Origin of the sequence: Methylomonas koyamae (genome assembly GCF_001644025.1) — a bacterium.
Taxonomy (GTDB): Bacteria; Pseudomonadota; Gammaproteobacteria; order Methylococcales; family Methylomonadaceae; genus Methylomonas; species Methylomonas koyamae_A.
The window spans coordinates 102,016-115,100 of record NZ_LUUK01000078.1; the positions used below are offsets into that span (position 1 = coordinate 102,016).

General features: G+C 54.3%; 9 protein-coding genes. 5 read left to right on the plus strand and 4 right to left on the minus strand.

What is annotated here, in order from left to right:
• Positions 1-55 precede the first annotated feature (55 nt).
• The 3 genes from A1355_RS24430 (at position 56) to A1355_RS07210 (ending at position 2,781) form a co-directional block, all read left to right on the plus strand.
• Positions 56-1,306, plus strand: a complete 1,251-nt coding sequence (locus A1355_RS24430) for an AAA family ATPase (RefSeq protein WP_082885410.1) — start codon at positions 56-58, stop codon at positions 1,304-1,306.
• On the plus strand, positions 1,303-2,049 hold the full coding sequence (locus A1355_RS07205) for a hypothetical protein (protein WP_064026449.1): 747 nt from the start codon (positions 1,303-1,305) through the stop codon (positions 2,047-2,049). The genes A1355_RS24430 and A1355_RS07205 overlap by 4 nt, the downstream gene beginning before the upstream one ends.
• A 144-nt stretch (positions 2,050-2,193) precedes the next feature.
• On the plus strand, positions 2,194-2,781 hold the full coding sequence (locus tag A1355_RS07210) for a hypothetical protein (protein ID WP_064026452.1): 588 nt from the start codon (positions 2,194-2,196) through the stop codon (positions 2,779-2,781).
• 133 nt (positions 2,782-2,914) lie between these two features.
• On the opposite strand, the gene A1355_RS07215 is transcribed toward A1355_RS07210, so the two are convergent.
• On the minus strand, positions 2,915-7,747 hold the full coding sequence (locus A1355_RS07215; RefSeq protein WP_231883591.1) for an MG2 domain-containing protein: 4,833 nt from the start codon (positions 7,745-7,747) through the stop codon (positions 2,915-2,917).
• 381 nt (positions 7,748-8,128) lie between these two features.
• Complete coding sequence (locus tag A1355_RS07225) at positions 8,129-9,763, minus strand: alpha-D-glucose phosphate-specific phosphoglucomutase (protein WP_064026456.1); 1,635 nt, start codon at positions 9,761-9,763, stop codon at positions 8,129-8,131.
• 72 nt (positions 9,764-9,835) lie between these two features.
• On the opposite strand from A1355_RS07225, the gene A1355_RS07230 reads away from it, so the two are divergent.
• Both A1355_RS07230 and A1355_RS24435 read left to right on the plus strand, forming a co-directional pair.
• Positions 9,836-10,387, plus strand: a complete 552-nt coding sequence (locus tag A1355_RS07230; protein ID WP_064026526.1) for a L,D-transpeptidase family protein — start codon at positions 9,836-9,838, stop codon at positions 10,385-10,387.
• An 85-nt stretch (positions 10,388-10,472) separates the two neighbouring features.
• Positions 10,473-10,751: an Lpp/OprI family alanine-zipper lipoprotein gene (locus tag A1355_RS24435; RefSeq protein WP_082885413.1), complete on the plus strand. Its 279-nt coding sequence runs from the start codon at positions 10,473-10,475 to the stop codon at positions 10,749-10,751.
• Positions 10,752-10,832: 81 nt separating this feature from the next.
• Here A1355_RS24435 and A1355_RS07235 read toward each other — a convergent pair whose 3' ends face one another.
• On the minus strand, positions 10,833-11,795 hold the full coding sequence (locus A1355_RS07235) for a L,D-transpeptidase family protein (protein WP_064026458.1): 963 nt from the start codon (positions 11,793-11,795) through the stop codon (positions 10,833-10,835).
• Complete coding sequence (gene rdgC, locus A1355_RS07240; protein ID WP_064026460.1) at positions 11,792-12,703, minus strand: recombination-associated protein RdgC; 912 nt, start codon at positions 12,701-12,703, stop codon at positions 11,792-11,794. Before rdgC ends, A1355_RS07235 begins: the two co-directional genes overlap by 4 nt.
• Positions 12,704-13,085: the final 382 nt, after the last annotated feature.

Consider the following 13,085-nt stretch of genomic DNA (forward strand, 5'->3'; position numbering starts at 1 on the left):
TAGGTTGGGTTAGGCGATAGCCGTCACCCAACAATCAATTCATCAGCCTCTATCAATGACCGCACCCCCTAGCAATCAAGGCGTTTATTTTCTGTCGTTATCGGTAGAAAACGTGCGCTGTTTTGCCAAAAAGCAAACACTGGATTTGTCTGATGGCAACGGCACGCCGGCGCGGTGGACGGTGATTTTGGGGGATAATGGGACGGGGAAGACAACATTATTTGAAGCGCTAGCAAACTTCAAAACCATATTCTTTCAATATCCTAGTTTAGCTAGACATTCGAGTTCTCAAAGGTCAAGGATTGATGTTATATGTGTTCAAGGGAAGGGCCTGAGTCAAGCTGAATCAGAATATATTCAACAAAAATTTTCGCGGTTAAATGATGGTATTGAAATCCCTATTTCTGAACAGCCTGAATTTGAAATACCGCAAGCGTTCTATCTTTATACCGCTACAAGGAAACGAAAAAAGGATGATGTATTTGATATTGAATTAGAAGCGTCATTTGAAAGCTCCGAAGGCTTAATAGATGCCGAAGAATGGCTACTACAAACCGATTACATTGCTAAAACACCATCCGAAATTCAGGAAAGCTATAAAAAACGCCTGACGATTATCAAAGACACGTTGATTGCCTTACTACCGGATGTCGCTGATATTCGCATCTCCACACCCAGCGAAAAATCGCCCAATCCCAGAGTCGAATTTGAACTGCCTGACGGCTGGCTGTTGTTATCGCGGTTGAGTTTAGGCTATCAAACCATGACAGCTTGGATGGTCGATTTAGCAGCACAATTATTCAAACACTATCCCAATAGCGCCAACCCCATCGCCGAACCGGCGGTGGTATTAATCGACGAAATCGACCTGCACCTGCATCCCAAATGGCAGCGAACCATCATGGCTTATTTGAGCGAACGCTTCGTCAATACTCAGTTTATCGTCACCGCTCATAGCCCTTTAATCGTGCAGGCTGCGGAAAACGCCAATATCGTGGTACTCAAGCGCGAAGGCGATTCGGTGAAAATTCATCAACATCCGCAAGATGTTAAAGGCTGGCGTATCGACCAGTTATTGACCAGCGATTTGTTTGATATACCCAGCGCCCGCTCGCCGCATTACGAAAACCTGTTGACGCAACGCCGGCAAATCTTGAGTCAGCCGCATTTATCCTCGGCCGATCAAGAGCGATTAAACGAACTGGAAGCCCAGATCGGCGACTTACCCACGGCGGAAACTCGCCAAGACATGGAGGCGATGGACATTATTCGGCGCGCGGCGGAGCTGTTGAAACAAAGCGCATGATTTTCATCCAGCGCGCACCAGAACCGATAATCTTGCAGGAGCAAGGCCAAACAAAACGGCGCGCTTTATGTGCAGCTTACGACGAAGAGCAAAGAGAATTCGATTTCGATAGCAAGATTTATGGACACGAAACCGTAAAATCGACTTTGAAGCAAATGCAGCACGACAAATGCTGTTTTTGCGAATCGAAAATCAGCCATATCAGCTATGGCGATGTTGAACATTATCGGCCGAAAGGCGGATTTAAACAAACCGAGCAAGATACTTTACAAGAGCCCGGCTATTATTGGTTGGCATACGATTGGGGAAATTTATTACTGAGTTGTTCTTTGTGCAATCAGCAATTTAAGAAAAACCTGTTCCCGTTGTTAGAACCGCAACAACGCGCGCTTAGCCATCATGACGATATTACTCTTGAGCTGCCATTATTAATCAATCCGTCCGTAACTGATCCAAGCCAATATATTGGCTTTCGACAAGAGATTCCGTATGCGCTTGAAGACAATATTTACGGCAAAACAACCATAACCGTTGTTGGTTTGGATCGAGAGGCTCAAAATGAAAGGCGCCGCACCGAATTGGATAAATTCAAAATATTGGTCAAGTTAGTCAGGCTTGCTGAAAATCAGCCCGACAATAATGCTTTACAATCGTTAGCCAGCCAAGCAAAACAAAAGATTGCCGAAGCGATAATTCCCGAAGCAGAGTATTCGGCGATGATAAACTCGTCATTGCCTGATTGACGCATTGTTCGTTTAACGGTGAGCGGACGACCAGCAGTGTATTACCGTTGTCCATTCAACTTCATGGCCAAATGAAAAAGTCATCGGATACGGCTCGCTACCGCTTCGAATACTCAAGTTACAAATTTCCCAAAAGGCCAACCAATGCTTTCCTCCACCTTCGACAGCCAATTTTACGGCCCGGTTTTCGGTCAATTGCTGGCCGAACAGCGCTTGATGGTTTTAGGTCCGGGACGGCCCGACCCGAGTGTTTACGACACCTTGAACTCGCTGCAAATCGAAACAGCGTTTGCACCGCGCGTCGTCAAGGACAGCAATTATGCGGCGCTGTGTATTGCCGGGCTTTGGCTGTATTACGACTATCTCGAACAAAGCCATCGAATCAGCCAAAAAATAACCGGGCCTTCCGGGAGTTATTGGCATGCGATCATGCACCGCCGCGAACCGGACAGCGGCAACAGCAAATATTGGCTGGATCGCACCGGCCGCCACCCGATTTTTCCCGACTTGAACCGGCAAGTTCAACAGTTGATTGCCGATCAGGAATTGCCCGGCATGGCGGGCTTTTTGGGTAAACAGCGCGAATGGGACGCCTACGGTTTCGTCGACCTGTGCGAGCTGGGCAGAAAGGGTGACGCGGAAATCGAAATGCTGTGCCGACGGATTCAAGCGCTGGAATGGCGCTTGTTATTCGATTTTTGTTTTCAGGCGGCGACGGTTTGCCACTGCTAAGCTCGCCACCAGCTAACGCCAAATAGCGGCAAATCCTCCGGCGTCTTCCGCCAACAAGCCACCGTCAAAAACCAGGTTTGCCGGATGCTCCGGGTCGGAGCCGGAGCTTGGCGGATAGTCCGGCACCTCTTTTCTAGCGCGCAATCACTCTTCCGGCCGGACTATTCCCGCTAACCGCCTCGTTATACATGTCGAAGCCGCTGGCCGGCGGTATCGCAGCATTACCGGGACGGCCGACTTTCCAAACTTGGTATAAGGTTAAATCCCCACCGGGTTGTAGCTTGGCGACGCGAACGATGCGGTCCGGGTAGCGCTGGGTTTCCTTGACGTTGGCCCAATAGCTGTCGTCGCTGGCTTGCAATTTGGCGTCGGCTAAGTAGGTTTGATCGTTCTCCTGACCTTCCGCCAACGCCGGAATTCCATCTTCGACGACGACGAATTCGCTGCCGGTTGGCAAACGACCCGGCTCGTCGTTCCGCTTGATTCGGAGTTCGCTGATCACCACATCGCCGAGGCTTAGCGGCTGGTTCAAGTCGATCGATTCGTTGCCGCTCGACGTGATGCGGCGAAAAGCCCGCTCGACGGTCAGACCGGCCGCGCGAGCGCTAACCGCCGGATACGGCACATCGACTTGCAAGCTGGCCGAGGCCACGTCGGTGTCGTTTAACTCGGCGATGCGGATGTCGGTCAGTTCGCCGGCCGCCGGCAATGAGTCGAAACGCCCCAGATAACCGCCGGGTATTCGATTCAAATTACCCAGCACGCGGCCGGCCGCGCTGGCTTTCAAGGACCTTGCCTTGGCGTTTTGCGCGGCGGCGGCTTCCTTGCTGAGTAGTTCGCGGGTGTTGAAGATCACTTGGGCCGTGTCGTAAGTCGAAGTCCAATAGCCGTGTTGCTGAGTTTGCAGCAGCAGGCGTTTGAGTTTGGTTTCCAGAGCCTGAGGTAGTTCACCGGCCGTAAACAAAACACCTAGTCCTTCGGAAACCACGCTGGGCAATCCGAAGCCAAAACCCAATCGGCCATACAACTCGCCGCGCTCGGACTGATAAGCACCCGGATCAATCGCGTCCAAGGCTTGTTGCAAGCGGGTAACCAAGCGTTTTTGCAGATCGGATTTGTCCTGCAAGGCTTGATTGAAACTGTGCCAGCTAATGGTTCGATAGGCGGTGACCAAACGTAGCGCGGCGGTCAAGTCGGCGATGCCGGCCCGATCGTCGGCATACACTCGGGAGACGAAATCGGCCTGCTGTTGCCATGGGCCTTGGTAAATATAAGTGGCGGCGGTGTAGCCGGCCAACGTAAAACCGTCCGAAGCTTGGTTGCTGGCGGCCTGTTGCTCCAGCCAGACCACGCCTTTCCCGTAGGCGGAGGCGGCGCCGTCGATCTTTAACTCCTCGGCGTATTTCAAGGCCTGCATCGCAATCAAGGTGACCGGTACGCTCGCGGCGCTGTCGTTGGGCCACAATCCGAAACCGCCGTCGGCTTTTTGGTTTTGTATCAATTTGCGGATACCCAGCGCGGCATTTTGCTTGGCACGCTGCAAGGGCTTTTCGAGCGGTCCGAGTTGCTCGGCTTTCAAACCGGCCCGCTCGATCAAGTCCAGCAGCACCAGATTCGGCACCGTGCTATGCGCCAATTGTTCGGTACAGCCGTAAGGGTATTGCGCCAGCATGGCCGCTGCTTGCAAGGCCGCGCCGAGCAAGCCGGAATTGACCCGCACCGTCAGTTGCTTGGCTTGGGCTGGTTCCGGAATATCGAAATGCAAACCGCCATCGCGGCGTTCGGCTGCATAGACTTGCGGTAGCGCGGCCGGCTGAATAGGCAGATCGAAGGTCTCGGTACCACCGACCTTGACCGGCGCCGGCGCGGTCAAGCCCACCCTCAGGGACGCGTTGCCGGATTCGACGGCCGCCCGTAAACGCAGCGGCCACAGTTGTTCGGCCTTGCCGGCCAATTCGGCAGCCCAGGCAAGCTCACCGCTTTGTCGCTGCAGCGATTCCGAAAGACTCAGATCGCCGGTCAGCTTAACCGGATCGGCCAAGTGGTTGATCAACTTCACGGCCAATTCGACTTCGTCGCCGCCGCGCAAAAATTGCGGGCCGACGGTATCGACGGCGATGTCGGTCTTGGTGCGAAATTGGCCGGTCGTTTCGCCGAGCCTGCCGTCCTTGTCGCTGGCGACCGCGGTGACCAGCCATTCGGTGACGTTGGCGGGCATATCGACATCGATAGCGGCAACCCCGTTGGCATCGGTAACGACATGCGGAAACCAGCCGGCGGTATCGCGCATCGCTTTCTTCGCCAGCTTGCTTTGACTTTTCAAGGCACTCAGCGCGAAATTGGGTTTGCGTAACAAATCGGCGTAACCGTAGCCTTGCAGGTCATCGGAGTAAAAAGTGGATAAATTGCTGCGTTGCAGCGGGTAGAAAAAGTCGAAAATGCCGGGCCGAAATTCAGCTTGCACCGCGTAAACGGCGTGATCGACGATGGACACCGCCAATTCGGTGTCGGCGGCCGGCGTGCCATCGGCGCGCTTGACTTGAAGTTTGATTTGGGTCGGCTTCAGCGGCTCGGCTTCGGCTTGGGCCGGTTCGATGGCGATTTGCAAACGCTTGTCCCACGGCACGATTCTGAAACCCAGCGTCTGTTCCTTAAATTTGCCGCCAGCCACCGGCACGGTCACGGTATGGTAAAAGCCGGTGCCAAATTCGGGTTTGGCGGTCACGTCGAACCATCGACTGCGGCCTTGCACCTGAGCGCTACGGCTATCGAACAACTTGGCACCCGCCACGGTTTCCCAGATTGCCCCGCGCTCGTTATTTCCCCAGGCCTTGGGCAGCAGCGCGAAGATCCTGGCTTGCTCGCCGGGGCTGAGAATAGTGGTCGGCGTGTACAACTCCAGTTCCGGATTGTCCGCCACCGCTTCGCCACCGCTGCCGGCGACAATCAAGGTTGCCGCTTGCGACTCCGCGGCATGGTTCATCACTCTGCCGGCCAAGGTTTCCAAGCGGGCGACCGCCGACAAGCGACCGTATTGTTGCAGGGCCGGGATCGTCAATACTTGCTGGCCGCGTTCGTCGGTTTGGAATTCCAGTTTGACCAGACCGCGCTTGGCCGAACCGGGTTGTTCTAGCAATACATCGACCACGCCACCGACCCCGGCGGCGGGTTTGCCGTCCGGATAGCTGGTTTGCAGCAACAGTTGCAGATCGTTGTCGCCAACCGCCGCGACGGTTTTATTGAAGCGTAACGCCGGCTGGGCTTCCGACAGGGTCGCGTACAGGTTGTCGGTCAAAATCGCACTGCCGCCGGCCGTATCCTGGGCGCGCACCATCAGGGTATAAATCCATTCCTGTTCGGGTTTGGGCTGTTTGGCATCGGCTTGAGCCTCGACCGGCACCGTGAATTCGAAGCTGCCGTCGCCGTTTTCGGCCAGTTTGGCGGCGGTTTCCCACGGGTTGCTGGCATCGACGGCTTGACGCGCTTCGATCGAACTGAACAATCGCTGCGGCTGGCTCAGCGGTGCCGCGGATTTGATCTGACCAAAATAATCGTTGCCGGCCGTCAAACCGGCGCCGGCCTCGCTGACGAATTGCGGCACCTCGAATTTCTTACGGTACAGAAACACCTCGAACTTGACGTTTTGCGGTACGCCGCCGCTATAGCGCTTGGCGCGGAATTTCAAGTTGAAAGGTTGACCGGGTTGCACGCTGGAACTGCGATCCAGCCATTCCAGATAAAAAGTCGGCTTGATGTAATCGCGCACCCTGAATTCGCCGCCGTAGGCTTTTTGGTCGATCTGGGCCAGCAAGCGGTACAAGCCGGGCGTCTGTGCGGGGTCCAAATCGAAGCTGCCGGAAAACGAACCGAAATCGGTCAACAGGGTTTGGCCTTGCAAACCGGTGGCGTTGCCGTCGGCGCGCAGCAACGAAACGTCGGTTTGCCTGGATTGAAACGCCGGTATTTGCAACCGTCCATCCTGCATGTTGCGGACGATACCCTTGTAGAAAAAGGTTTCGCCGGGCTTGAAGATCGGCCGGTCGGTCATGACAAACACCGCGTCGTCCTTGGCCTGAGTCGGTAGAAAGTCCGTCGCGGTCAGCGCGGTGCGCGGTGCTTCGCCCGGCTTGCCGGCCGGCGCATCGACCCTGACCAGCAATTTGCCGTCTAGAATTCCGTCGGGGTTGTCGAAACGCAATTCGCCGACGGCATCGGAAGCACCCGGGATCGCCCGCCAACGCCCACGGCCGTCGCGAACGCTGACCTTGGCGCCGGCCACCGGTTGCAGATCGCGGTTCATCGTCCGCACCAGCAATTGCTCGCTGGATTGCTTGACCTGTACCGCCAGACTGCTGACCTGAATCAAGCATTGCGCCTCGGTTTTGCCTTGCACGGCCTGCAATAAATAAAGGCCGTCCGGCAAGGGCTCGAGCGCGACTTGCCTAACCTTGTAACGGTTTTCACTCCAGGCGTCTTCGTTAAACCACCAGCCCAAGTCATGGGTTTGCCGGCCGTTGCGTTGCAAATCCAGATAGCTTTCCCTGACGACGCTAAAACCTTTAGGCGCCGCGACCAAAATCTGTTGCGGCACCGAGACCAGCGGTTTTTCGGTGACGGTCAATACCGAGCCGCTAAAGTTGCTTTCTTTCAACGCCTTGCGGAACTCCACATCCAACAGGCCGCGCAACAGCTTCAACGGCGATTGGGCGTTATTCAGACCCTTGGCGAAATAGTGGCCCGGATTGAGTTCGTTAACGGGTTGTTCGTAACTGCGACTGACATTGAATTGACCATCCAAAAAATTTTCCAGGTTGTCGGCCTTCAATACCCGAAGCAACATGGGCTGGTCGGTGACGGTGTAATCGAGGCGTACGGCCGGCGACTCGGTATTGGAAAAGCTGCGCTCGGCGGTCAGGTAAAAGGGACTCCCGGCCCAGGCTGGTCCGGCGCAAGCCAGCGTCAGCAACCCGGCGAGGGTCCAGCATAGCCCGATTGAGAGCGCTGCGACGCGCGGATTATCGGGGACCGCGGCCGGACAAGTTGAAAATACCCATCGAGCGAAAGCTCGAATCGACGAGTCCGCCCGTCTACCTGGACCGAAAATATCCAACATGTCCCTTCCTCCCCGTTCTATCGCCCGAACTTCGAATGCGCCGCATTCGACGCTGCGTTAACAGCAAAGCCGCCGGCGCCAATCGCGACGGCGATACCTAACCCGCCAACTGCGTCGGCCGGCTTTTGGCCGTTAATGTTAGCAGGCCGAAGCGCGGCTTGCCGCGTTCGACCCGAGGAGAAAACCGCGCCGCTCGGCACCGACCCAAATTCCGGGGCGCCTGAAAACGCCGAATCAGGTGATCACGTCAGGTGCGTTACGGCCGGTACGCCGTTTGACTTCGCAAAACTGCTCGGCGAGCGCGATCAAATCGGCCAAGGCTTCTTGAGCATCCTGATCGTGTTTGGCGACGTCGCGTTCGTAACGCTCCAGATAGATTCGCAACGTGGCGCCCACCGTACCGGTGCCCGACAAACGGAACACGATACGCGAGCCGTTGGCGAAGCCGATGCGTATGCCTTGCGCGCTGCTGACGCTGCCGTCCACCGGATCGGTGTAGCTGAATTCGTCGGCACATTTGACCGTGTAATCGCCCCAAGTTTTGCCGGGCAAGCCGTTCAGCAGGCCGCGCAAGTGATCGAGTATGCCGTTGGCGATATCGCTATCGACAGCCTCATAGTCGTGCCGGCAATAGATGTCGCGGCCATACGTTTGCCAATGTTCGCGGACGATATCGGCGACCGGTTGGCGTTTGCGGGCGATCAGGTTCAACCAAAACAAGACCGCCCACAAGCCATCCTTCTCGCGCACGTGATTGGAACCCGAACCGAAGCTTTCTTCGCCGCAGATCGTGATTTTGTCGGCGTCGAGCAAATTGCCGAAAAACTTCCAGCCGGTTGGGGTTTCGTAGCAGGGTAGGCTGAGTTTATCGGCGACTCGATCGACAGCCTGGCTGGTCGGCATCGACCGAGCCACGCCGCTGATACCCTTGGCATAGGCCGGAATCAGTTTGGCGTTGGCGGCCATGATCGCCAAACTGTCGCTGGGCGTGACGAAAATATTGGCGCCCATGATCATGTTGCGGTCGCCATCACCGTCGGATGCCGCGCCGAACACCGGGGCGTCCGCGCCGAACATGATTTCGGCCAGCTCATGGGCATGCGCGAGATTCGGGTCAGGGTGACCGCCGCCGAAATCTTCCAGCGGTACGGCATTGAACACCGAGCCCGGCGTAGCGCCAAGCTCCTCTTCCAATATTTTTTTGGCGTAGGGACCGGTGATGGCATGCATGGCATCGAACTTTAGCGTGATCAAACCGGCGGCAATGCTTTGTTTAATCAATTCGAAATCGAAAATGTCGGCCATCAACGCGGCGTAATCGGCCACCGGATCGATGATGCTAACCTTCACACCGGCGATTTGTTGCTCGCCAAGCGTATCCAGATCGATGTCCGCAACCTCCGCGCTCCGATATTCGGCAATAACTTTGGTATTAGCGTAGAGTGCATCGGTGAACTTCTCCGGGGCCGGGCCGCCGTTGCCGACGTTGTACTTGATGCCGAAATCTTCGTCAGGTCCGCCGGGATTGTGACTAGCCGATAGAACTATGCCACCGAAGGCTTTGTATTTCCTGATAATATTCGACGCGGCAGGGGTGGACAATAAGCCACCTTGGCCTATAATGAGCTTACCGAAACCGTTGGCGATCGCCATTTTGATGATGATCTGAATGGCTTGTCGATTGAAATAGCGACCGTCTCCGCCGATGACCAGGGTGTCGCCTTGGAAGCCGTCCAAGCTATTGAATATGGATTGGACGAAGTTTTGCAGATAATTCGGTTGTTGGAAAACGCTTACTTTTTTCCGTAGCCCCGATGTGCCGGGCTTTTGATCGTCATAGGGAGTGGTTTTGGTGATTGTTATTGTCATATGCTACCCTTTGTTTTACCGCGTTTCGAAAGGGTTAAATTACACCAAAACCCCGGTTATTTACAGATTGCCATGCTGAAGAAAAAATTATCGAAAGTTTTTGTCCTAATTGGCTGTCTAGGGTCCTCGGTAAGTCTGGCATCGGACGTCTGGCTGCTGGTCGATACCGAAAAGCTGAACATGGAGGTCAAGAAAGGTGAAAAAACGCTTGCCGTGCTGGAAAACATCGCCATCGGCCGTAGCGGCGCGGGCAAGAAAAGCCATCGCGGCGACGATGTGACACCGCTCGGCAACTACCGTATCGGCTGGATCAATCAGAAAAGCTCGTTTCGTAAGTTTTTCGGCTTGACCTATCCGGATGTCGACCACGCCGACGAAGCCTTGAAACAAGGCAAAATCGATTTGGGCACCTACGAAGCCATCGCCCGGGCGCATACTGCCGGCCAAATTCCGCCGCAAAACACCGAATTGGGAGGTCAGATTGGTATCCATGGCTTGGGTAGTGCCAATCTCGCCATTCATAAAACCACAAACTGGACACACGGATGTATCGCATTGACTAACGAACAAATAGACTTGTTGAGTCAATGGGTGGAAAAAGGGACGCTTGTCACCGTGAAATAATGTTGGTAAAAACCAAAAAAATGTTGGACAATTGCCACCGTTTTTTCATTTTATTTTTTGAAACCACAATCAAGGGGAAAACACCATGATGAAAGCCATTAAATTATCAGCAGTTGTTGCCGTTGCAGCTCTGGCTACTGGTTGCGCCAGCACTTCAGATATCGAAAACCTGCAAGGTCAAATCGACAGCCTGAAACCACAAGTTTCCGCTGCCTCTGCTGACGCCGCTTCCGCCAAAGCTGCCGCTGCCGAAGCTGCTGCTAAAGCTGCCGCTGCCGAAGCCGCTGCTAACCGTGCCGCTCAATATGCTCAAGATACCAACAGCAAATTGGACCGCATGTTCAAAAAATCACAACACAAATAAGCTTTATTATTTGAGTTGCCGATTAAAAAAGCCCGTGAACCGAAAGGTTCACGGGCTTTTTTTGTTGTCCCGAGTTAGCGGTCAGTGCGCCTGACTTTGTACGATAGCCGGCGTTTGCACGGGTCTCTCGTAAATCGCAATCGGAATGCCGCTGGCTTTTTCGAGAGCGGCTTTCAAAATCGCCCCCTTGATGACCGGCATCTTGCCGCCATTGGCTTGTTCGATTAAATCCAATGCCACATGCAAGCGCTGCTCGAAAGTCGCGGGCGTCTCTTCCATTTGCGGATAGGTTTCCAGATACAAGGTATCGTGATACCAGCCAACCTTGATCGGCTGATTGACAATATTGACCGTGGTACCGGTTTTCACCATCGGGAAGAACTGCTCGATATCGGCGGGATACATCCTGATGCAGCCATGGCTGACGCGCATGCCGACGCCATTGGTTTTGTTGGTGCTATGGATCAAATAACCGGGAATGCCCAGGCGAAACGCGTACAACCCCAACGGGTTGTCGGGACCGGGCGGGTAATACGGCTCCAGAACGTCGCCATCGGCCAAATGTTCGGCAATGATGGACTTAGGCGGCGTCCACGATGGCCGCTCGGTTTTACCGAGAATCCGGGTTTTGCCAAGCGGCGTTTTCCAGTCGTCCTCCCTGCCTATGCCGATCGCATACGTCACTACCTTGGTAGCGTCCGGAAAGTAGTAAATTCGCATTTCCGGCAAATTGATCACAATCCCTTCGCGGGGCGCGTTAGGCAGTAAAAAACTGCTGGGAATACGCACCTGAGCGCCGGCGCCCGGCAACCAGCGGTCGACATAAGGGTTGGCCAACACAATTTGATCCTGCCCCAGCCTGAAATTGACGGCGATATCGATCAACGTGTCTTCTTGTTTGGCCGCAACATATTTGACCTCGTGCGGCGGATTGCCGATCAGGCTATCGCCTGGCCGGTCCGGCGGCGGCAAGGTCAAGGCCGAGGCCGACGGGACGGCCGCGACCACACCTATCAACAGGCTTATCAATAATCGGGTTTTCATTGAACCTTACCTTCAACGTTAAATAATTCGAGCAGACGCGGCAGGAACTGGGCAAGTTCCGCTGTCATAATCGAAAAATCGGCATCGAATTGCTCGACTTCGTCGAACGCCTCGATACTCGCGGCTTGTTCCTGCACTAAATCCAGGAATTTCAGGCGCTTAATCGCCAAATTCTCGTCGAGCACAAACGATAGCCTATCCGTCCAATTCATCGCTAATTTAATGACTTGTTTTCCGGTATCCAAATGATTTTTGATCTCCGGCAAACCCAGGTCGTGGCGCTTGCAGCGAATAATTGCGCCCTCTTCCTCGGGTGATCGCAATTCGCATTCGTCTTCGATGACAATGTCACCAGGGGCTTGGTTTGATAGCAGCCACCGGGTCATCACGCTGGAGGCCATGCCGTTGCCGGCAATCGGCGTCACCGGCAACGAGCCCAGGCATTTGCGTAACAGGCTCAATAAGTCCTCGGCTTTCTTCGCCGAGGCAGCGTCAACAACCAGCCAACCACCTCGACTGTCGATGTAGGCATAGGTCTTTTTGGAAAAGGAAAAGGCTCTCGGCAATAAATCAAAAATTAATTCGTCCTTCAGCCGACTGCGTTCCTTGGCCGGCAGTTTGCGAGCTTCGCGCTCTTCGATTTCAGTAATCCGATCCTGTAGCATCTCGTTAACGACCGAACCGGGAACCACCTTTTCCTCTTTCTTGGCGCAAACCATCAAAAAGCCATTGTTGACATGCGCGAGGTCGTCGGACGCCCGCCCCAACGGCGAAGTCCAGCCGAAACTGAAGGTGTCGTGGCTACCACATGGCTTGAAAGGAGACTCAGCCAGTTTTTGTTGCACGGCGTCGGCGGACAACTCGAACGGCTCGGAAAACCGATAGACGGCAAGATTCTTAAACCACATGAAAAGACTCTGTCAAAAACCGGCCATTATCGCAAATTTGTTGAATCCTTAGAACTGGCCAATTGGGGAAACCGCCGAATCGTCCAAGTCGGACGGATCGCTTCATTATCAGTTATTCACATTTAGCCATTAAAGACGAGACTGTAAAAAAGCTTGACAAAATAACTCGTTGAATTCAAAAGAGTAAAGACAAACCATTGATAAATAATGTATTTTTATTGGCCAATTTCTGTACAATTTAAGCTCGCTTCAGGAAAACCGGGGAATTCGACCGGAAATCGCCGCTCAACTCACAGACTTATCCACAGCTTCTGTGACTATCCGGACTTTTCCCTGCCGGGGCAATCATTTATCGGCGACAACTCCCTGACTATCCTAAAGC

Bases quoted from the DNA above. Each gene is read 5' to 3' on its own strand.
- A1355_RS24430 (WP_082885410.1), top strand. From the start codon at position 56: ATGACCGCACCCCCTAGCAATCAAGGCGTTTATTTTCTGTCGTTATCG.
- A1355_RS07205 (WP_064026449.1), top strand. From the start codon at position 1,303: ATGATTTTCATCCAGCGCGCACCAGAACCGATAATCTTGCAGGAGCAA.
- A1355_RS07210 (WP_064026452.1), top strand. From the start codon at position 2,194: ATGCTTTCCTCCACCTTCGACAGCCAATTTTACGGCCCGGTTTTCGGT.
- A1355_RS07225 (WP_064026456.1), bottom strand. From the start codon at position 9,763: ATGACAATAACAATCACCAAAACCACTCCCTATGACGATCAAAAGCCC.
- A1355_RS07230 (WP_064026526.1), top strand. From the start codon at position 9,836: ATGCTGAAGAAAAAATTATCGAAAGTTTTTGTCCTAATTGGCTGTCTA.
- A1355_RS24435 (WP_082885413.1), top strand. From the start codon at position 10,473: ATGATGAAAGCCATTAAATTATCAGCAGTTGTTGCCGTTGCAGCTCTG.
- A1355_RS07235 (WP_064026458.1), bottom strand. From the start codon at position 11,795: ATGAAAACCCGATTATTGATAAGCCTGTTGATAGGTGTGGTCGCGGCC.
- rdgC (WP_064026460.1), bottom strand. From the start codon at position 12,703: ATGTGGTTTAAGAATCTTGCCGTCTATCGGTTTTCCGAGCCGTTCGAG.